This window comes from Streptomyces sp. NPDC047982 (assembly GCF_043204165.1).
GTDB lineage: Bacteria > Actinomycetota > Actinomycetes > Streptomycetales > Streptomycetaceae > Streptomyces.
The window spans coordinates 89,168-107,834 of sequence record NZ_JBIDBS010000020.1 but is presented as its reverse complement, the minus strand read 5'-3'; the positions used below and the strand labels follow the sequence as shown (position 1 = coordinate 107,834).

Below are 18,667 nucleotides of genomic sequence, written 5' to 3'. Positions count from 1 at the left end.
AGGAGGCCGTGACGCACTTCCCCCGGTTTCGCCTCGGAACGTCCTCTTGTTACCTGTTCAGATAGCCGCTGATGCCATCGGTGATGCCCTGCGCCGCCTTCTGGCGCCATCCCGCACTGCTGAGCAGGGCCGCGTCCTTCGGGTCACGCATATTGCCGCATTCGATGAACACTTTGGGTACGGTCGACAAATTCAGTCCGCCCAGATCCTTGCGGACGTCCAAACCGGTCTTGCCGCCGACGTAATTGGAGGGTGCGCTGCCGGTGGCGCGCAGGAAGAGACCGGCGACGCGGGCGCCGAGGTCGCGGGACGGGCCGACGATCTTCGAGGTGTCCGCCTTTCCGGCACGCACCAGCCCGGGGAGGATCACGTGGAACCCCCGGTTGCCGACGGCGGAACCGTCCGCGTGCACCGACACCACCGCGTCGGCCCCCGCCTCGTTGCCGATCCGGGCCCGCTCGTCGATGCACGGCCCGTACGGGCGGTCGCCGTCCTGCGTCAGCACGACCTTCGCCCCCTGCGCCCGCAGGAGGTCGCGCACCCGGCGTGACACGTCCAGGGTGAACCGGGCCTCCGCGTAACCGGATTCGGTCGCCGTGCCGGTGGTGTCGCACGCCTTGCGCCCGGTGCCGATGTCCACGTGACGGTTGATCTCACGGGTGTGCAGGCGGTTGTCGGGGTTGTGCCCGGGGTCGATGACGACGGTCTTCCCGGACAACGGCCCGGACACCGTACGGTCCACGGCCCTCGGTGACGGACCGGACGGACCGGAAGAGGCGGCGGACGTCCGGTCCGGCTTCGGGGCCGAGGGCGCGGCGGCGGGGGTGCCGTCACCGCCGGGCCGGGGCTCGGCCGCCCGCCCGGGGAGCCCGTCGTCGTCGGCCGCGCCGCAACCGGCAGCGGTCAGGCACAGGGATATGACTGCGAGCGCGGCAGCGGCACGCGGGGGCCGGCGGCGCGGGGTGGGGGGAACGCTCTCGTCGTACGGCACCACGCGATGCTATCCGGGGGGTGCCCCCGGCCGCCCGTCGTGCACGCCCCGGGCCCGACGCCCGCGCCTGCGTACCGGGCCCGACGCCCGGGTCCGCACCGGCCTGTACGCGGGCTGCCCGTACCGCGGTCGACGGCTGCCGCCGCCGTCCCCGGCCCGGATCCCCGGCCTCGGAACGTCGGGCTCAGATCCCCGCCCCCGTGCGCCGCAGCACCCGCAGCGAGTCGGTGACCGATACCTCGGTGAACGCGCCGGATTCCAGCGCCCGCAGATAGATGCGGTAAGGGGCCTGCCCGCCGTGCGCGGGGTCCGGGAACACGTCGTGGATCACCAGCAGCCCGCCCTCGACGACATGCGGCGCCCAGCCCTCGTAGTCCCCGTTCGCGTGCTCGTCGGTGTGCCCGCCGTCGATGAAGACGAAGCCCAGCTCCCCGTTCCAGACGGCCGCCACCTGCGGGGACCGTCCGACCATGGCCACGACGTGGTCCTCAAGACCCGCCGCGTACAGCGTCCGGCGGAACGTCGGCAGGGTGTCCATCCGCCCCACCTCCGGGTCCACCACGGTCGGGTCGTGGTACTCCCAGCCCGGCTGCTGCTCCTCGCTGCCCCGGTGGTGGTCCACGGTCAGCGCCGTCACCCCGGCCGCCCGGGCGACATCGGCGAGCAGGATGGTGGAGCGCCCGCAGTACGTGCCCACTTCGAGAAGCGGCAGCCCCAGCGCGGCGCCCTCCACGGCGGCCCGGTACAGCGCGAGCCCCTCCACCACTGGCATGAAGCCCTTGGCGGCCTGGAAGGCGGCGAGAATCTCCGGCGACGGCTCGGCGACGGACTCGGCGGTCACGGGTTCCTCCTGGTGGGCGCGGTGATGCGGGTACGCGTTCGACGGCGCCCCATCGTGCCGTACGCGCCCGGCGCGGGCGCGGGCGGGGGCGACTCGCCGATGTGATGCCCGTCCCGCCTGTTTCCCGGCCGCCGCCTGGCACGCGTTCGTCGACGGGATCAAGGACGGCGGCACCGTCGTCTGACCGAGCCTGAACGAAGTGAACGAGGGTTCCTGCCAGCGGTTGGCCGGGACCTTCGTCGCAGCGGGCGGAACCGGTGACGCGCGCGGCGGGCGGCGTCCGCCGGGAAATCACCTTCGACATGCCGCTCGCCGCTCCGGCACCCTGCCCGGCATGACGGCGCCCGCCTTCCTGCCCGGCCTGGAGCTCTGCCACCGCTTCTACCGCGAAGCGGTACGGCCCGTACTCGAGGAGGCGGTTCCCGGACTGGCGCACTCGGCCACCCGGATCGGCAGCGGTTCGAACGTTTCGCCGCCGCGCTGCGCCTCCGCATCACCGACCCGGCCGTGCGCGCACTGCCAGTGCCCGGTGCCCTCGACCAGTTCGTCGACAGTACCGAGGCACTCGGCCGGCCGGAACCGGCCCGCGCCGTCCTCGCCGCCGCGCGGGGGTGTACAGGAGGCGAGCCCGAGAACGAGGACCGGGGCTGAATGCGGAAGTGAGACAGGCCGAGACCGAGAGGCGCCGGGAGCTATCGGTCGTGGAGCACCCGTGGCCGTGTGACGGGGACGACCGTGAGGAGGCCGTCCAGCCCCTTGAAGTCATCCGGATTCGTGGTGAAGAGCGGAAGCTGCTCGGCGACGGCGATGGACGCGATCATCAAGTCGGCCACCCGGCGCCGGGGTTTGCGGCCGTAGCCGATGACGGCGGCGCAGATCCTGCCGTAGACGCGAGCGGCCTCCGCGTCGAAGGGAATCGGGTCGAACTCGTTCTCGGCGCGCTGGAGCACGTCCAGCCGACGGGCCCGCTCGGCGTATTCGTCGTAGTCGTCCTGCTCCTCGTTCCGCCGCACCTCGTGAGGGCCGGTGGAGAGCTCTGCCAGGGTGATGGCGGTGATCGCCACCTCGGCGGGCAGTTCCTCGGGCTCCACCCACCTGCGGAGAATGAGGATATTGGTGTCGAGCAGCCCCTGGTCGTACTCAGCGGGCATAGGGGTCGTCCGGTGTCTGTTCGGCGGTGGCGTCCTGGTCGGCCCGGAAGGCGTCCAGCGAGATGTCGGGAGCAGTGCGGGACATCGCGGAGAACTCGCCGCGCGGGACGAACCGCCTGCGTCGGCGCAGCGGGATCAGCTCGCCGATGTGATGCCCGTCCCGGGTGACGGTGAACGCCTGCCCGTTCTGGACGGCGTCCATGATCTCTTTGGACCTGTTGCGCAGGTCGCGTTGGGTGATCTCCTGCTGTGCTGCCATGCCTTCCAGAGTAGCGCCGCGTGCTACGACGTGCCACTGGGTGCCACCCCGTGTGCGTACGCCCCCGCCGGACGGGGGTGTCCGGTGGGGGCGTACGAGGGGTGAGCCCGGGTCGGGCCGTCCGGCGGGGCCGCGATGTAGTGGTCAGCAGCTCTGCCAGAGTCGGGTCATGACGCGGACGCCGAAGCGCAGGCCCTCCAGGGGCACGCGTTCGTCCACGCCGTGGAAGAGGCGGCCGTAGTCCAGGTCGTGCGGGAGCTTGAGTCCCTTGAAGCCGAAGCAGCGGATGCCGAGGCGGGTGAATGCCTTGGCGTCGGTGCCGCCCGGGTTGCAGTAAGGGACGGGGTGGCCGTCCGGGTCCTCGGCACGTACCGCCTCGCACATGGCGTCGACCAGCGGGCCGTCGAACGTCGTCTCCATCGCGATGTCGTGGTTGACCCACTCGCGGGTGACCGAGGGCAGGAGGAGCCGGTCGATGGTGTCGATCAGCTCCTGCTCGTGGCCGGGCAGGAAGCGGCCGTCCACGCGGGCGGTCGCCTTTCCGGGGATGACGTTGGTCTGGTAACCCGCGTTGAACATGGTGGGGTTCGCGGAGTTGCGGAGCACCACCTGCATGAAGTCGGAGACCGGGCCCAGCCGTTCGAGGCTGCCCTCGATGTCGTTCTCGTCGAACTCGACCCCGTAGAGGCGGGCGGCCTCTTCGAGGAGGGCGCGGACCGGTTCGATCAGGCGGACCGGGAAGGTCTCGCGGCCGATGCGGGCCAGCGACTCGGCGAGGTCGGTGACCGCGTTCTCGTCGTTGGGGGAGGAGCCGTGGCCGGCCCGGCCGGTGGCGGTCAGCTCCATCCAGGCCATGCCGCGCTGGGCGTTCTCGATCGGGTAGAGGCGGCGGGTGTCGTCGATGGCGAAGGAGAAGCCGCCGCCCTCGCCGATCGCCTCGGTGACCCCGGCGAACAGGTCCGGGCGGTGTTCGACCAGCCAGTGGGCGCCGAACTGCCCGCCCGCCTCCTCGTCGGCGAGGAAGGCGAGGACCAGGTCACGGGAGGGCCGGGTGCCGGTGCGGGCGAAGTGACGGGCGGTGGCCAGCATGACGGCCACCGTGTCCTTCATGTCGATCGCGCCCCGCCCCCAGAGGTATCCGTCGCGGATCTCGCCGGAGAACGGCGGGACCTGCCACTCGGAGGCGTCGGCCGGTACGACGTCCAGGTGGCCGTGGACCAGCAGGGCGCCGCGCTCCGGGTCGGCGCCCGCGATCCGGGCGATCACATTGGCACGGCCCGGGGCCGATTCGACCAGTTCGGATTCGATGCCCGCCTCGGCGAGGCGGCCCACCACCCAGTCGGCGCAGGCGCGCTCGTCGCTGGTGGGGTTCGAGGTGTCGAACCTGATCAGTTCGGCGCAGAGGGTGACGACCTCGTCCTGGGACAGGTCGGAGGCCGGGACGAGAGGGGCGACGGGGTCGGGGATGGTCATGCCGCTCCTACGGTCACTGGTGGTCATGTCGCTCCCACGGTGACTGGTGGTCATGTCGCTCCCACGGTCGGAGGTGGTCATGTCGCTCCCACGGTCGTTGGTGGTCATGCCGCTCCCACGGTCGCTGGTGGTCATGCCGCTCCCACCGGGGTCGTGTCACGGGCGGCCGGGGCGTCGGCGTCCGCGTCGTCCAGGGCGGAGGTGCCGTACGGCCTCACCCAGCCCAGCAGGCCGAGGACGCTGTACAGGACGAAGGCGGTGGCCAGCGAGTTCAGGGCCGGGATGCCCCCGTCGTAGAACTTGCCGACGCAGAACGCCACGATCCAGATGACGAGGGACATCGGCACCCAGGTCGGCGAGGTCTTCGGCAGGGTCTCGGACTCCCGCGTGTCGTCCAGCGGCTTGCGCATCCGCTTCACCACCCAGTACTCGGCCACGATGATGCCGCCGATCGGCGGGATCGCGACGCCGAGCACGGACAGGAAGTCGGTGAAGTGGGTCATGATCCCGACGGCGGACAGGACGGTGCCCGCGACACCCAGGACGATCGTGATGAACCCGCGGTGCAGCCGCTTGCCGAAGACGACCTGGAAGAAGTTGACGACGCCGAGCGACGAGCCGTACAGGTTCCAGTCGTTGATCTTCGCGGTGGACATCAGGACCACCATGACACCGAAGACACCGGAGGTGGACAGCACGATGTGCGAGACTTCGCTGCTCTTGACCAGATGGCCCAGGAGCACACCGGTCATGCCGACGATGTACTCGGAGAGGATCATCGACGAGGCGCTCTGCAGGAAGACGTGCGAGCCCTTCTTGTTGTACCGGGTCATCTCCGGGGCCACGATCGCGCCCGTCATGTAGCCGCCCGCGATGGCGGTGGCGGCGACGGCGAGCGGGATCGTCTGGCCGGGGGCCGGCGAGTCGATCAGGTCGCTGATGGAGTGGTCCTTCAGCGTCGAGACGACCGACCAGGCGACCATCGCGAAGAAGAGCGGTGTCACGATCTTCGCGAAGACGGCCATGTAACGGAAGCCGAAGATCACCAGTGCGGTGATGGCGATGCCCGCCAGAACGCACCACAGCCAGGACGGCCCGCCGACCAGCGCCGAGACGCTGTTGCCGAAGATCGTGTTCTGGACGCCGAACCAGCCGACCAGGCTGACCGCGATGACGAAGCTGACCAGCGCGGAACCGTTGCGGCCGAAGCCCACCCAACGGGTCAGCATCGGAGTCGCCAGGCCCTCGCGCATGCCGGCCATCCCGATCGCGAAGATCACGACCTCAAGGATCACCGCCCCGAGCGTGAACGCGAGGAAGGCGTCCCCGAACGTCATGCCGACGCCGATGGTGGCGCCGAGGGTGAACTGAGAGATCGAACCGGACTGGGCCAGCCACTGGAGCAGCATCGACCAGAAACCGAACCGCTTGTCGCGCGGGACGCGGGAGAGCGAGTAGTCGTCGCTGCCGATGCTCTTGACCTCGTGGGTGCCCTTCGCGGCGTGGGCGTCGCCGCTTCTCGTCGCGCGGGTCGCGGCACCGGCCTTCGGGGTGGCTGCCATCAGGACTCCTGGGGGGTACGGCCGAGGGTCTGGAGGTGAGCCAGCGACCCGTAGCGGCTGACGAGGTTGTCGAACTCCACCGCGTCGTGGAAGTCCAGGTGGCCGCCGCCGTAGGACTTGGCGACCTCCACGGCGTAGCGGGCGGCGGACGCGATGTCCGCCTCGTGGCTCGCACCCGTGGCGCAGCCCGGCACCGCGGCGGCCGAGGTGATGGCCAGTCCGACGACCGGGGCGGCCGTCGCGGTGGCGGGCTGCAGGATCGAATTGATGTGGTGTGCACCGTTACCGTACGGGGTGATGTCCTGCGTGGTCACGGGATACGTGACCAACGGCTCACCGGTCACCACGGCCAGCAGTTCGCCCAGCGCCTCGCTGACCCGCAGTACCCAGCCCTCCTTGACGGTGGGGGACAGGGCGAGGCCCTTGTGGTTGATGATGCGGTTGCCCTTGGTGGTGTCGATGGAGAGCACGGCCTCCATCTCCTCGGTCACCTCGTGGCGGTTCATGGTCGTGATGTCCACGGGCGAGCCCATGAACGGCACCGGGTCGTGCGGCTCGGTCGGCGCGTTCGGGCAGACGTGGGTGGCGACGACCACGTCGCCGGGCAGTACGTCCCCGCGGCGGCGCATGTCCAGAAGCTTGGCGGCGGTGGCGAGCGCGGCGACCGCCCCGTCGGCGTCGGAGACCATGCCGGTCACCTCGGGCCGGGCACCGATGCCGCCGAGCCGGCCCACCACGCCCAGCGTCCGGGCGTCGCCGCCGGACGCGCGCCCTCGCGCACCCGGGACGCGGACCAGTACGAAGTCCGTCGAGCCCTGCTCGCCGGTCACCGTGGTGACCTGCACGGACGGCGCATCGGCCCCGCTCACGGAGTCGAGATACCCGGCTACCGCCTCGCCATCGACCTGGGGATCGTCCAGTAGATCGACGATGTCCAGCACGTACTTCAACATGGGGGCCTTTCTCACTCGTCCGAACACCCGGGCCTCACGCATCCGGGCATTCGGGTCCCACCTCATCCGGACGCCCAGGACGGCGCGATCCGGGCACCCGGGCCCGCGCCCGACGGGGTCAAGGGAACGGGGCGGGGTGCTGAGGCAACATTCGGGATCAGATAGCGTTGAACGCAATGCTTTCCCGTTATTTGCAATTCACGTCTGAATGGTGAGATGACGATGGCGGACTTCGATCTCGACCGGCGCACCCCCGCCGGTGCGCTGCAAACCGTCGACCGGGCGCTCCTCGTGCTGCTCGCCTTCGAACGGACCCGGCCCGACTGGGGCGTCACGGAGGTCGCCACGGAGTTCGGCTGGGACACCTCCGTCGCCCAGCGGCTGCTCGCCACCCTCGCCGGGCGCGGCTTCCTCGTCTCCGACCCCACCACCCGCCGCTACCGCATCGGCCCCGCCGTGCTGCGCCTGGGCCGGCTCTGGGAGCGCTCCGGATCACTGGAGCTGCTGGCCGGGCCCGTACTGGAGGAGCTGCGCCGGGTCACCGGCGACACCGTGCTGTTCTGCCTGCCCGACAGCTTCCACATGCGATGCGTCGCCGCCGAAGAGGGCGTGGCCGGACCGCTGCGCTACTACCCGCTGGTCGGCGAGCTCTACCCGGCGCACGCCGGGGCGACCAGCAAGTCGTACTACGCGTACCTGCCCGACGAGCAGCGTCACCGGCTCTTCCGGGGCCGCCCCATGGCCCGCTTCACCGACCGGACGGTCACCGACCCCGACCGGCTGGAGGAGGAGTTCATCAAGATCCGCTCCCAGGGGTACGCCTGGACGGTAGGCGAGTACGACACCGGCATCGCGACCGTCGCCGTCCCCGTCTTCCTCGGCCGCGAACCGTACGGGAGCCTCAGCCTCGGCGGCGCCGAGGAACTCTTCGGCGGGGCGCCCGAGGACCGGCTCGAACCCCTGCGCCACGCCGCCCAACTGCTGGAGAAGCGGCTCACCCAGCCCCCGCAACGCGCCAAGCCGCGTGCCCGGCGTCCCCGTACCGCCCGATGATCCCGAAGCGAACCGGACCGGCGGAGAAATGTGATCCGGAGGACAAGAGACCGGAGGACAAGAGACCGGAGCACAGGACGCCGGAGGACAAGAGACCGGAGAGCAGGACGCCGGAGGACAAGAGACCGGAGAGCAGGACGCCGGAGGTCAGGACGCCGCAAGCAAAGTGAGTACGAGAGAAGCGACCGCAAGAGAAGCGACCACAAGAGAAGCAACCGGAAGACCGGAAGAGAAGAACACCGAGAGGAAACCCGTGAATCTGCTCCTGCTCTCCAACTCCACCCAGTACGGCCGCGGTTACCTGGAACACGCCCTCGACACCGTCACCGCGTTCCTGCCCTCCGACGCCCGGCTGGCCTTCGTGCCGTACGCGCTCGCCGACTACACCGCGTACACCGCACGCGTCCGCGACGCCCTCGCCCCGTCCGGCATCACCGTGCGCGGCGTGCACGAGAACGCCGACCCGGCCGCCGAACTCGCCGCGTCCGACGCCGTTTTCATCGGCGGCGGCAACTCCTTCCGGCTGCTGAGCGCCCTGTACCGGACCGGGCTGCGGGACGCCGTGACCGAGGCGGTGCGCGACGGGCTGCCTTACATGGGCGCCAGCGCCGGTACGAACATGGCGGCGCCCACTCTGCGCACCACCAACGACATGCCCATCGTGCAGCCGCCGTCCTTCGAGACCCTCGGGCTGGTCCCGTTCCAGATCAACCCGCACTACCTCGACCCGGACCCGGAGAGCACCCACAAGGGCGAGACGCGCGAGGAGCGGATCACCGAGTTCCTGGAGGAGAACGACGTGCCGGTGCTCGGCCTGCGCGAGGGCTCGTGGCTGCGCGTCGACGGGCGCCAGGCCCGGGTGCAGGGAGCCCGTCCCGCTCGGCTGTTCGCCCGCGGCGCGGAGCCGCAGGAGCTGCCGGCCGGGTCGGACGTCTCCTACCTGCTTGCGACGGCACCGCGGTTCGACGTCCCGGTGCGCTGACGGCCCCTGGTCCGTCGTCGGCCCCTGGTGCGTTGACGGCCCCTGCTCCGTTGTCGGCCCCTGGTACGCCGACGGCCGGCCTGTCGGCGGTCTCCGCCGCGCTCACGACCGCCGGGACGGGCCGGCCGCCAGTGCCGGGAGGGGCACCAGCACCAGATCGGCGTCGACCGGCCGCCCGTTGCCCGGGTAGGAGGCCGAGCGGGCGTGCGGCGCGTACCCGGTGGCCGAGCCGGCCAGGACATAGGTGCAGCCGGACGGGGCGGACAGCGTGTAGCGGCCGTCCTCGTCCGTCACGGTGAGACCGGCCTGCCGCCCCCGGTGGTCGATCAGCGTGACGTTGGCGCGGACCACCGGGGCGCCGTCCTCGTCCAGCACCCGGCCGCAGAAACCGCCCGAGCCCGCGACGGTGCCGAACGGCGACGGCGACGGCGCCGAAGTCCGTGCCGGGACCGACGCCTCGTCGTCCGCGCTGCTCGTCGGCAGCGTCGGCAGCGCCGGCCGCACCGCGTCGCGCTGCGACGGCAGGAACGCGGCCAGCACGAGCCCGACCACCACTGCTCCCGTAGCGATCAGGAACGAGATCCGGAACCCCTCCATCGACGGCACCGCCATCCCGCCGGCCCGTACCGAGGTGTGCGCGAGCACCATCCCGATCACGGCGCTCGACACCGACGTACCGATCGACCGCATGAGGCTGTTCAGACCGTTGGCCGCACCCGTCTCGGACGGGTCGACGGCCCCGTTGATCAGCGCGGGCAGCGAGGAGTACGCGAGTCCGATACCGGCCCCGATCACCACCGTGACCACCACCGTCTGCCAGGCGGCGCCCATGAGTCCGAGCCCCGCCCCGTAACCGACCCCGATGACCAGCAACCCGAGCATCAGCGTCGCCTTGGGGCCGCGGCGGGCGGACAGCCGGGCGTACAGCGGGGCCACGAACATCATCGTCAGACCGAGCGGTGCCACGCACAGCCCGGCGGCCACCATCGACTGCCCGAGGCCGTAGCCCGTGGCCGTCGGGAGCTGGAGCAACTGCGGCATGACCAGCGACACCGCGTAGAAGGCGACCCCCACCATGATCGAGGCGAGATTGGTCAGCAGCACCTCGCGCCGGACCGTGGTACGCAGGTCGACGAGTGGCGCGGGGCTGCGCAGTTCGAAGAGCCCCCACAGCCCGAGGACCAGCAGAGCGGCGGCGATCAGACCGAGCGTGGTGCCCGAGGTCCAGCCCCAGTCGCTGCCCTTGGTGACGGGCAGCAGCAGACAGACCAGGCCGAGCGAGAGACCGAGCGCGCCGACGAGGTCGAACCGCCCGGGGGCGCGCAGCGCCGTCTCCGGTACGGCGAGGACGGTGAGCGTCATCGCCAGCACCCCGAGACCGGCCGCGCCGAAGAACAGGGTGTGCCAGTCGAAGTGCTGGGCGACCAGCGCGGAGGCGGGCAGCGCGAGTCCGCCGCCCACCCCGATCGAGGAACTCATCAGCGCCAGCGCCGACCCGAGCCGCTCACGGGGCAGTTCGTCGCGCATGATGCCGATGCCCAGCGGTATGGCGCCCATGGCGAAGCCCTGGAGCGCGCGCCCCACGATCATCACCATGAGGTCGTCGCCGAAGCCGCATATCAACGAGCCGGTCACCATCACGGCGAGGCTGGCGAGCATCATCTTCCGCTTGCCGTGGAGGTCGCCCAGCCGCCCCATGATCGGGGTGGCCACGGCCCCCGCGAGCAGGGTCGCGGTCATCACCCAGGTGGCGTTGGACGGGGTGGTGCGCAGGAAGGCGGGCAGGTCCTTGATGACGGGGACGAGCAGGGTCTGCATCACGGCGACGGTGATGCCCGCGAAGGCGAGCACGGGGACGACTCCGCCGCTCGCGCCGCGCGTCCGGGGGTCGGGGAGTTCCTTGGTGTCGGTACGGGGGTGCTGTCCGCTGGACGTCTCTGGCATGCGTGCGGCCTCCGGGTGGCATGGTCGGGCGCGGTGATCGAGGAGCGGCGCGCGGGCACGGCGACGGAAGGCGTCGGCCGCCACGTACGTGCACGATGCAACTTGCCGTGGATGCTCGGTATTCCGGTGAACGCGGCGCGAACGGGGTACGGACGCCCGCTTGGCCTGAACTGAGCGTTCGACAGGGAAGCGGGCGCGCGGCCGGCCGACCGCGCGCCCCTTCCGCCGCTCCGGGTCATCCGACCCTTCTCCTGACCTTCCGTCGGAATGGAACGTGTTCTACTCTTGCGCCCCGTTCCAGTGGCTGCGACCGGCGAGGATCCGCATGGGCATCGGAATCACCGAAGAGCAGAGGGAGTTGGCGCAGGCCGTACGGGGGTGGCTGGCCCGCGCCGTACCACCGGAGGAGATACGCAAGCTCCTCGACGCGGACGTCGCGGACGCCTCCGCCGTCTCCGTGGCGCGCCCCGGGTACTGGGAGGGGCTCGCGGAACAGGGCCTGCTCTCCGTCCACCTGCCCGAGAAGTACGGCGGCGGTGGCGGCCGGCTCCTCGATCTGGCCGTGGTCCTGGAGGAGGCGGGGCGGGGTGTGCTTCCCGGGCCGTACCTGGCGAGCGTGCTCGCCTCCGCCGTCCTGCAATCCGCCGTCGCATCGGACTCCTCCGCCGTCGCATCGGACTCCGCTGGCGTGCCGGACTCCGCCGCCGCGCCGGGCTCCTCCGACGTCCCGCGCTCCGCCGCGGCGGGTGCGGCGGGTGCGGCGGGTGCCGGTGAACCGGTGCTGCGCGACCTCGCGTCGGGGCGGCGCGTCGGCGCCGTAGCCCTCGGGACCGGCACCCTCACCGCCGTGGAGCACGGGGACGGCCACCTGCTCGACGGCACGGCCCCACCCGTCCTCTCCGGGGCCGACGCCGACCTTCTCCTGCTCCCTGCCGAATCGGCCACCGGTACCCTCTGGTTCGCCGTCGACGCCACCGCCGAGGGGCTGGCCGTCCGCCCGCACCGCGGCGTCGACCCGACCCGCCCCACGGCCGAGGTCCGCGCGGACGGCGTCCTCGTTCCGGCGGAGCGCCTCGTACGGACGGACACCGCGCACGTCCGCGACCTCGCCGCCGTACTCCTGAGCGCCGAGGCATGCGGGATCGCATCCCGGGCGCTCGACACCGCCGCCGAATACGCCAAGGTGCGCGAACAGTTCGGCCGTCCCATCGGGCAGTTCCAGGCCGTCAAGCACCTCTGCGCCGACATGCTCGTCCGGGTCGAGCGGGCCCGCGCCCTGGTGTGGGACGCGGCGCGCGCCGCCGAGGAACCGGAGACGGGGCCGGACGCGCGTTCCCTGGCCGCCGCCCTCGCGGCCTCGGAAGCCCTCGACGCCGCGTACGGCTGTGCCAAGGACTGCATCCAGATCCTCGGCGGCATCGGCTTCACCTGGGAGCACGACGCCCACCTGTATCTGCGCCGGGCCGTGGTTGCCCGGCAACTGCTGGGCCCCGGCGACGCGCACCGCCTGCGGGCGCTCCGGCTCGCGGAGGGCGGGGCGCGCCGCGAACTCGTGCTCGAACTCCCCGCCGAGGCCGCCGACCACCGCGCCGAGGCGCGTGAGACCGTCGCCGCCGCCCGCGGCCTCGACCTGAAGGCCGCTCGTCGCGTCCTCGCTCCCACCGGCTACGCCGCGCCGCACCTCCCCGCCCCGCACGGGCTGGGCGCGAGCCCCGTACAACAGCTCGCGATTCAAAAGGAGTTGAGGGAACAAGGTGTGCGGCTGAGCGATCTCGGGATCGCCACCTGGGTCGTCCCTTCGCTCATCGCCCACGGGACGGCACAGCAGCAGGACCGCTACCTGCTGCCCACTCTGCGCGGCGAACTCCAGTGGTGCCAGCTGTTCTCCGAGCCCGGCGCGGGCTCCGACCTCGCCTCGCTCCGCACGAGGGCCGAGCGGACGGCCGAGGGCTGGCGGATCAACGGTCAGAAGGTGTGGACGAGCGCCGCCCGCTCGGCCGACCACGGGATCCTGCTGGCGCGGACCGACCCGGACGCTCCCAAGCACCAAGGGCTCAGCTACTTCCTCGTCGACATGAAGAACACCGAGGGCATCGACATCCGCCCGCTGAAGGAGATCACCGGCGACTCCCTCTTCAACGAGGTGTACTTCGACAACGCCCTGCTGCCCGCCGACGCCGTCGTCGGCGAGATCGGCGACGGCTGGAGGGTCGCCCGCAACACCCTCGGCAACGAACGCGTCCACATGGCCGACCAGATGACCTTCGACACCGGCCTTGAGGCGCTGATCGACCGCTCCGGTGAACTCGACGGAACCTACCGCGCCCGGATCGGGGCCCTCGCCGCCGAGGCTCACGCACTCGCGTGCATCGGCCTGCGGACCACCCTGCGGCAGGTGTCCGGACTCGAACCGGGCGCGGGGGCATCCGTCCGCAAACTCGTCCAGACCACCCACCAGCAGAAGGTCGCCGAGCTGGCCCTCGAACTCCTCGGCCCGGCCGGGGCGACCGCCGAGGGAGCGGCGGAGCGGGCCGTGCACGGCTTCTTGATGTCCCGCTGTCTGACCATCGCGGGCGGCACCACCCAGGTTCAGCTCAATGTCGTCGCCGAGCGCATCCTCGGCCTCCCGCGCGATTGAAGGGACTTGCTCATGAAGGCGTACATCGTCGGTGTCGGAATGACGAAGTTCGAGAAGCCCGAGACACGCGACTGGCAGTACTGGGACATGGCGAAGGAGGCCGGGTCGGCGGCCCTCGCCGATGCCGGGATCGACTACGCGCAGGTGCAACAGGTGCCCGTCGGCTACTGCTTCCAGCCGTCCACCGCCGGGCAGCGGGCCGTGTACGAGCTGGGACTGACCGGAGTGCCGGTCTACAACGTCAACAACAACTGCGCCACCGGCTCCACCGCCCTCATGATGGCCCGGCAGTTCGTCGAGGGCGGCAGCGACTGCGTCCTCGCGCTCGGCTTCGAGAAGATGGCGCGCGGCTCGCTCGGCGGGGGAGGTGCCGACGGCGGCGCGTCGGACTTCAAGACATCGCCCGTCGCCCGCCACTACGGGGTCATGGCCGCCGCGCACGGCTTCGAGATGAGCCCGCCCACCGCCCAGATCTTCGGCAACGCGGCCCGCGAGCACATGGAGCGGTACGGAACGACCGAGGCGCAGCTCGCCGCGGTCGGCGCCAAGAACCACCGGCACTCGGTGAACAACCCGTACGCCCAGTTCCAGGACCCGTGCACGGTCGAGGAGATCCTCGCCGCGAAGACCATCCACCGCCCCCTCACCAAGCTCCAGTGCTCACCCACCTCCGACGGATCGGCCGCAGCCGTGGTCGTCTCGGAGCGGTTCGTCGAGAGCCACGGCCTGGGCGACCGGGCGGTCGAGATCGTCGCCCAGGCCATGACCACCGACACCGAGGAGTCCTTCGCCTCCGGCACCTGCGTCGACGCCGTGGGACAGCCGATGTCCCGGGCCGCCGCGCAGCAGGTGTACGAGGCGTCCGGGCTCTCGGCCGCCGACCTCGACGTGATCGAGCTGCACGACTGCTTCTCCATCAACGAACTCCTCACCTACGAGGCGCTCGGGCTGTGCGACGAGGGCGAGTCCGGGAAGCTCGTCGAGTCCGGGGCCACCACGTACGGCGGCCGATGGGTGGTCAACCCGTCCGGCGGGCTGATCTCCAAGGGCCACCCGCTCGGCGCCACCGGACTCGCCCAGGCCGCCGAACTGACCTGGCAGCTCAGGGGCGAGGCCGGGGCCAGGCAGGTGGCGGGCGCGCGGACCGGCCTCGCCCACAACATCGGGCTCGGCGGGGCGGCGGTGGTGACGCTGCTGCGACGGTAGCGGGGCGATCAGTGGACGTCAGTGGACGTCAGCGGGTGATCGGCGAGGTTGGCGGGCTGATCGGCAGAGGCTTGCGGGCTGATCGGTGGAGGCCGCGGGGCGACCGCGGCGGCCAAGGGCGGCGACACAGGGGATGGCCGCTCGCCCGGACTCTCCCACACCCGCGTGTCCACTGACGTGCAGTCCGTGAGGAGTTCGACACCATCTCTCTCCGACACCTCCGCACTTCCCCAAGGGCTGTCCCGTAATCCCTGGCGGGCGCACGACGACAGCTACGGCGCCTCGCCGCGTTGTCGGAACGCCCACATACATCCAGTATGCGGGCGCCCCTCCGCCTTGCGATGCACCGCATCCGACGCCGCGCGCTGCTCCACCAGGATTACGGGACAGCCCTTAGCACGTAAACCGCTGCTCGGAAAGCTGCTGTATCTTCTGAGTCTTTGTTGATCTTGCGTGTGGCGCGGGGGTGCCGGTCTGTTCGCTCCCCCGCGCCAGAAGGAGGGGCGCGTTGAAGACCGTGAGGAGAGCAGTCGCCGCCGCGGTGGCGGCCGGACTGCTGGCGGCCTGCGGCAGCGGCGGTGCCGATGACAAGGCTGGGAACGGGGCCTCGGGCGGTTCCTCGCCGAGTGCGGGGGCGTCCCCGAAGCCGTCGGTGAAGGCACCGGAGGGCTTCGACACCACCAAGGGCTGGTACGCGTCCCTCGACTGGCTCCCGGAGGAGCAGGTGTCCTCGCGCCCGCCGGTGGAGGCCGTGCCCAAGGCGGGTGTCGTCGCCTTCCTCCAGCGAAAGGGCGAGAGGTACGTCGTCGAGGCACGCGACGCGGTCACCGGCAAGCTCCGCTGGAGCAGCGCGCAGTGGCAGCCGCCTGCCCCGGAGGACAGCGAGGACGAGGACGTGGTGCCTCGGCTCCTCGTCGTGAACGAGGACGGCCGCGAGTACGTCGCCCTCTGGGCCTATGGCCAGGGCAAGGGCGAGGCCGCGTCCGGTGCGGAGACCTCCGGTGAGGATGCCGCCGGTGACGAGGAGTCGAAGGCGGTCTCCTTCGTCTTCTACCCGGCCGACTCCTCGGGGAAGGACGTCGCTCCCGTCCGCACCTTCGCCATTCCGGCGGACGCCGACCAGAGCGGTGTGACGGTCGATGCCGGCGGGAACGGGGTCGCGGTCCGCTGGCTCCGCCCGATGCATGCCGCCCCGGATTCCGCGACGATCGACATTTCGGGAAATCGCGTCCAGACGTATCCGGAGGGAAAGGTGGAACTGCCTCCGGTCTGCGCGGGCGAGGGGCGCGACAGTTGCAGCAGCGGCGAAGTGGCCGGGCTGTCCCCGGACGGCCCGGTGGTAGCGCTCGACACAGGCGGCTTCGGTGTCGGCGGGGTCTGGGTGTCGCGTGACGCCGTTCCGCCGGGCACCAACTCGGCCGCTCCTGGGGACCGCGTGTGGCAGATCCTCGGTGGCCACGTCATCGCCTCCTGGAACCCGCCCAATGGCGTGGCGGGCTGGGGCGCGACGGCGGTGATGGCCGTGCACGACCTGAAGTCCGGGAAGCTGAAGACGTCCCTGAGGTGCGACACGGAAGCGGGGCCGGCGTACGGCCTCTTCAAACCCGTCCTGTCGCCGAACGGCCGCTACGCCGTCGCCGGTACGCTCGCCGTGGACTTCGAGCGGGACCAGGCGCATTGTCTTGACGACCAGGCGGCGGCGCCGGTCCAACTGCTGTCCGTGGGCGACGACGGCATCGCCTACGGCTACCAGAAGGCCGACTCGCCGTCCGGGCACGTGCCCGTCGCCGTCCCGCTCGATACCGGGAAGGCCCGGGCGCTGCCCAAGGACGCCGAGGTCCCGTTCCTGTCGCTGGAGGAGGCCGGAGGATTCGAACTGCCCGGTGACGGCCCCGGCAAGCAGTTCGTCTTCCACCCGCGCCGCTGAACGCCCCGGGCAGACGCACGGTGGGCCCGACAGGTCTTCCCCGTCGGGCCCGGCCCGAAGCCCTGCCTGCGATCGGGCGATGTGGTGGAACCGCCCGGTCGACGTCTGCGACGGGTGCTTCGTACCCGCTCTATGTCCCGGGCGTGGCGGAACGGGTCAGGTCACGGCCGCGGGTCTCCTTGATCACCGCGACGGTGATGGTGGTGATCACCGCGGCGGCGCAGAGGTACAGGGCGATCGGCGTCCCGGAGTTGTAGTCCTTCAGCAGTTCGACCGCGATGATCGGTGCGAGCGCGCCCGCGACGATCGAGGCGAGCTGCGATCCCATGGAGGCGCCCGAGTAGCGGACCTTGGTGTCGAACATCTCGGAGATGAAGGCGGCTTGGGGCCCGTACATGGCGCCGTGCAGCAGGAGTCCGATGGTGACCGCCGAGGTGATCACGGCGAACGACTTCGAGTCGACCAGGGCGAAGAATGCGAAGGCCCACAGAGCCATGCCGGTCGAGCCGATCAGAGTGACGGGCTTGCGGCCCAGCCGGTCGGAGAGGGCGCCCCACAGCGGGATGGTGACGAAGTGGACGGCCGAGCCGATCAGCACGGCGTTCAGGGCGGTGCTCTTGGGCAGTCCCAGGTGAGTGGTGACGTAGACCAGGATGAAGGAGGTGAGGATGTAGTAGGAGATGTTCTCGCCGAAGCGGGTGCCGATGGCGCCGAGCACCTCGCGCCAGCTGTGTCGGAACACTTCGACGACCGGCGGCTTCTCCTTGGCCCCTTGTGCGGCGTCCGTTTCGGCCTTGGCCTGGGCGGCGAGGAAGACCGGGGACTCGGACACCGAGGTGCGGATCCACAGCCCGATCACGACCAGGACGCCGGAGAGCAGGAAGGGAATGCGCCAGCCCCAGGACAGGAACGCTTCCTCGGACTGTACGGCGGCCAGCAGTGCGAGGACGCCCGTGGCGAGCAGGTTGCCGCCGGGTGCGCCGGCCTGTGGCCAGGAGGCCCAGAATCCGCGGTGCTTGTCACCGCCGTGCTCGGAGACGATGAGCACGGCGCCGCCCCATTCGCCACCCAGCGCGAAGCCCTGGATCAGGCGTAGCACGGTGAGAAGGATCGGGGCGCCGATGCCGATGGTGTCGTACGTGGGCAACAGCCCCATGGCGCAGGTGGCACCGCCCATCATCAGCAGGCTGACCACGAGCAGCTTCTTGCGGCCTATCTTGTCGCCGAAGTGTCCGAAGACCACACCGCCGAGCGGCCGAGCGGCGAACCCGATCGCATACGTGACGAAGGCGAGCAGGGTTCCCACCAGCGGGTCGCTGGATGGGAAGAACAAGGTGTTGAACACCAGTGCGGCAGCGGAGCCGTAGAGGAAGAAGTCGTACCACTCGATGGTGGTGCCGATCAGACTCGCACTGACGATCCGGGCGATGCCGCTGGAACGGCGCGCGTCGGACGGGGCTGGGGCGGTCTCGGTCTGGGGCATGAGGTCAGTCACCGGCTTCTCGTGTGCGGAGGGGAACGGGGAGTGAAGTGCGGGAAGGGGTGGTCGGTCGGTTCCCCGGCCGCTCGTCCAGGGGCAGCGAGGCGCCGGTGATGGAGCTCGCCCGGTCCGAGCACAACGACATTGCGGCTACGGCGACTTGGTCCGTCTCGCTTATCATGGCCGGAAACAGTAGGGACCCCGCCC

The 18,667-nt window shown here is 70.9% G+C and carries 15 protein-coding genes; 6 read left to right on the top strand and 9 right to left on the bottom strand.

The window, feature by feature from the left end; genetic code table 11:
• Positions 1-49 precede the first annotated feature (49 nt).
• Both ACGF2V_RS23880 and ACGF2V_RS23875 read right to left on the bottom strand, forming a co-directional pair.
• Positions 50-991 carry an N-acetylmuramoyl-L-alanine amidase gene (locus ACGF2V_RS23880; protein ID WP_362704083.1) on the bottom strand — a complete coding sequence of 314 codons (942 nt, stop codon included), beginning with the start codon at positions 989-991 and terminating at the stop codon, positions 50-52.
• A gap of 184 nt (positions 992-1,175) precedes the next feature.
• Positions 1,176-1,832: a class I SAM-dependent methyltransferase gene (locus ACGF2V_RS23875; protein ID WP_362704081.1), complete on the bottom strand. Its 657-nt coding sequence runs from the start codon at positions 1,830-1,832 to the stop codon at positions 1,176-1,178.
• Between the two features lie 507 nt (positions 1,833-2,339).
• Here ACGF2V_RS23875 and ACGF2V_RS23870 point away from each other — a divergent pair.
• Positions 2,340-2,483 carry a hypothetical protein gene (locus ACGF2V_RS23870; RefSeq protein ID WP_362704146.1) on the top strand — a complete coding sequence of 48 codons (144 nt, stop codon included), beginning with the start codon at positions 2,340-2,342 and terminating at the stop codon, positions 2,481-2,483.
• Positions 2,484-2,524: 41 nt separating this feature from the next.
• Here ACGF2V_RS23870 and ACGF2V_RS23865 read toward each other — a convergent pair whose 3' ends face one another.
• The 5 genes from ACGF2V_RS23865 to ACGF2V_RS23845 form a co-directional block, all read right to left on the bottom strand.
• Positions 2,525-2,983: a type II toxin-antitoxin system VapC family toxin gene (locus ACGF2V_RS23865; protein ID WP_362620381.1), complete on the bottom strand. Its 459-nt coding sequence runs from the start codon at positions 2,981-2,983 to the stop codon at positions 2,525-2,527.
• The gene (locus ACGF2V_RS23860) at positions 2,973-3,242 is read right to left on the bottom strand and encodes a type II toxin-antitoxin system prevent-host-death family antitoxin (protein WP_362620379.1); all 270 of its coding nucleotides are present in this window, start codon (positions 3,240-3,242) and stop codon (positions 2,973-2,975) included. Before ACGF2V_RS23860 ends, ACGF2V_RS23865 begins: the two co-directional genes overlap by 11 nt.
• A gap of 144 nt (positions 3,243-3,386) precedes the next feature.
• On the bottom strand, positions 3,387-4,715 hold the full coding sequence (locus tag ACGF2V_RS23855; RefSeq protein ID WP_362704133.1) for a M20/M25/M40 family metallo-hydrolase: 1,329 nt from the start codon (positions 4,713-4,715) through the stop codon (positions 3,387-3,389).
• 131 nt (positions 4,716-4,846) lie between these two features.
• On the bottom strand, positions 4,847-6,277 hold the full coding sequence (locus ACGF2V_RS23850; RefSeq protein ID WP_362620378.1) for a cytosine permease: 1,431 nt from the start codon (positions 6,275-6,277) through the stop codon (positions 4,847-4,849).
• Positions 6,277-7,230 (bottom strand): DUF1177 domain-containing protein, encoded by a 954-nt coding sequence (locus ACGF2V_RS23845; protein WP_362620376.1) that lies wholly within the window; start codon positions 7,228-7,230, stop codon positions 6,277-6,279. Before ACGF2V_RS23845 ends, ACGF2V_RS23850 begins: the two co-directional genes overlap by 1 nt.
• 216 nt (positions 7,231-7,446) lie before the next feature.
• On the opposite strand from ACGF2V_RS23845, the gene ACGF2V_RS23840 reads away from it, so the two are divergent.
• Complete coding sequence (locus tag ACGF2V_RS23840) at positions 7,447-8,283, top strand: IclR family transcriptional regulator (protein ID WP_362620375.1); 837 nt, start codon at positions 7,447-7,449, stop codon at positions 8,281-8,283.
• A gap of 253 nt (positions 8,284-8,536) precedes the next feature.
• A complete protein-coding gene (gene pepE / locus ACGF2V_RS23835) occupies positions 8,537-9,265 on the top strand; it encodes a dipeptidase PepE (protein ID WP_362704078.1) in 729 nt (242 codons plus the stop codon).
• Between the two features lie 102 nt (positions 9,266-9,367).
• Here pepE and ACGF2V_RS23830 read toward each other — a convergent pair whose 3' ends face one another.
• Positions 9,368-11,209, bottom strand: a complete 1,842-nt coding sequence (locus ACGF2V_RS23830) for an MFS transporter (RefSeq protein WP_362704075.1) — start codon at positions 11,207-11,209, stop codon at positions 9,368-9,370.
• A 325-nt stretch (positions 11,210-11,534) separates the two neighbouring features.
• On the opposite strand from ACGF2V_RS23830, the gene ACGF2V_RS23825 reads away from it, so the two are divergent.
• The 3 genes from ACGF2V_RS23825 (at position 11,535) to ACGF2V_RS23815 (ending at position 16,980) form a co-directional block, all read left to right on the top strand.
• Entirely contained in the window at positions 11,535-13,847 is a 2,313-nt protein-coding gene (locus ACGF2V_RS23825) for an acyl-CoA dehydrogenase (protein WP_362704073.1), read from the top strand.
• A gap of 12 nt (positions 13,848-13,859) precedes the next feature.
• Positions 13,860-15,053, top strand: coding sequence for a lipid-transfer protein (locus ACGF2V_RS23820; protein WP_362704071.1), 1,194 nt, complete (start codon positions 13,860-13,862; stop codon positions 15,051-15,053).
• Between the two features lie 508 nt (positions 15,054-15,561).
• Positions 15,562-16,980 carry a hypothetical protein gene (locus ACGF2V_RS23815; RefSeq protein WP_362704068.1) on the top strand — a complete coding sequence of 473 codons (1,419 nt, stop codon included), beginning with the start codon at positions 15,562-15,564 and terminating at the stop codon, positions 16,978-16,980.
• A 130-nt stretch (positions 16,981-17,110) separates the two neighbouring features.
• Here ACGF2V_RS23815 and ACGF2V_RS23810 read toward each other — a convergent pair whose 3' ends face one another.
• Positions 17,111-18,463, bottom strand: a complete 1,353-nt coding sequence (locus tag ACGF2V_RS23810; protein WP_362620363.1) for an MFS transporter — start codon at positions 18,461-18,463, stop codon at positions 17,111-17,113.
• Positions 18,464-18,667 lie beyond the last annotated feature (204 nt).

Bases quoted from the DNA above. Each gene is read 5' to 3' on its own strand.
- ACGF2V_RS23855 (WP_362704133.1), bottom strand. From the start codon at position 4,715: ATGACCATCCCCGACCCCGTCGCCCCTCTCGTCCCGGCCTCCGACCTG.
- ACGF2V_RS23820 (WP_362704071.1), top strand. From the start codon at position 13,860: ATGAAGGCGTACATCGTCGGTGTCGGAATGACGAAGTTCGAGAAGCCC.
- ACGF2V_RS23825 (WP_362704073.1), top strand. From the start codon at position 11,535: ATGGGCATCGGAATCACCGAAGAGCAGAGGGAGTTGGCGCAGGCCGTA.
- ACGF2V_RS23860 (WP_362620379.1), bottom strand. From the start codon at position 3,242: ATGGCAGCACAGCAGGAGATCACCCAACGCGACCTGCGCAACAGGTCC.
- ACGF2V_RS23845 (WP_362620376.1), bottom strand. From the start codon at position 7,230: ATGTTGAAGTACGTGCTGGACATCGTCGATCTACTGGACGATCCCCAG.
- ACGF2V_RS23865 (WP_362620381.1), bottom strand. From the start codon at position 2,983: ATGCCCGCTGAGTACGACCAGGGGCTGCTCGACACCAATATCCTCATT.
- ACGF2V_RS23830 (WP_362704075.1), bottom strand. From the start codon at position 11,209: ATGCCAGAGACGTCCAGCGGACAGCACCCCCGTACCGACACCAAGGAA.
- ACGF2V_RS23840 (WP_362620375.1), top strand. From the start codon at position 7,447: ATGACGATGGCGGACTTCGATCTCGACCGGCGCACCCCCGCCGGTGCG.
- ACGF2V_RS23810 (WP_362620363.1), bottom strand. From the start codon at position 18,463: ATGCCCCAGACCGAGACCGCCCCAGCCCCGTCCGACGCGCGCCGTTCC.
- ACGF2V_RS23850 (WP_362620378.1), bottom strand. From the start codon at position 6,277: ATGGCAGCCACCCCGAAGGCCGGTGCCGCGACCCGCGCGACGAGAAGC.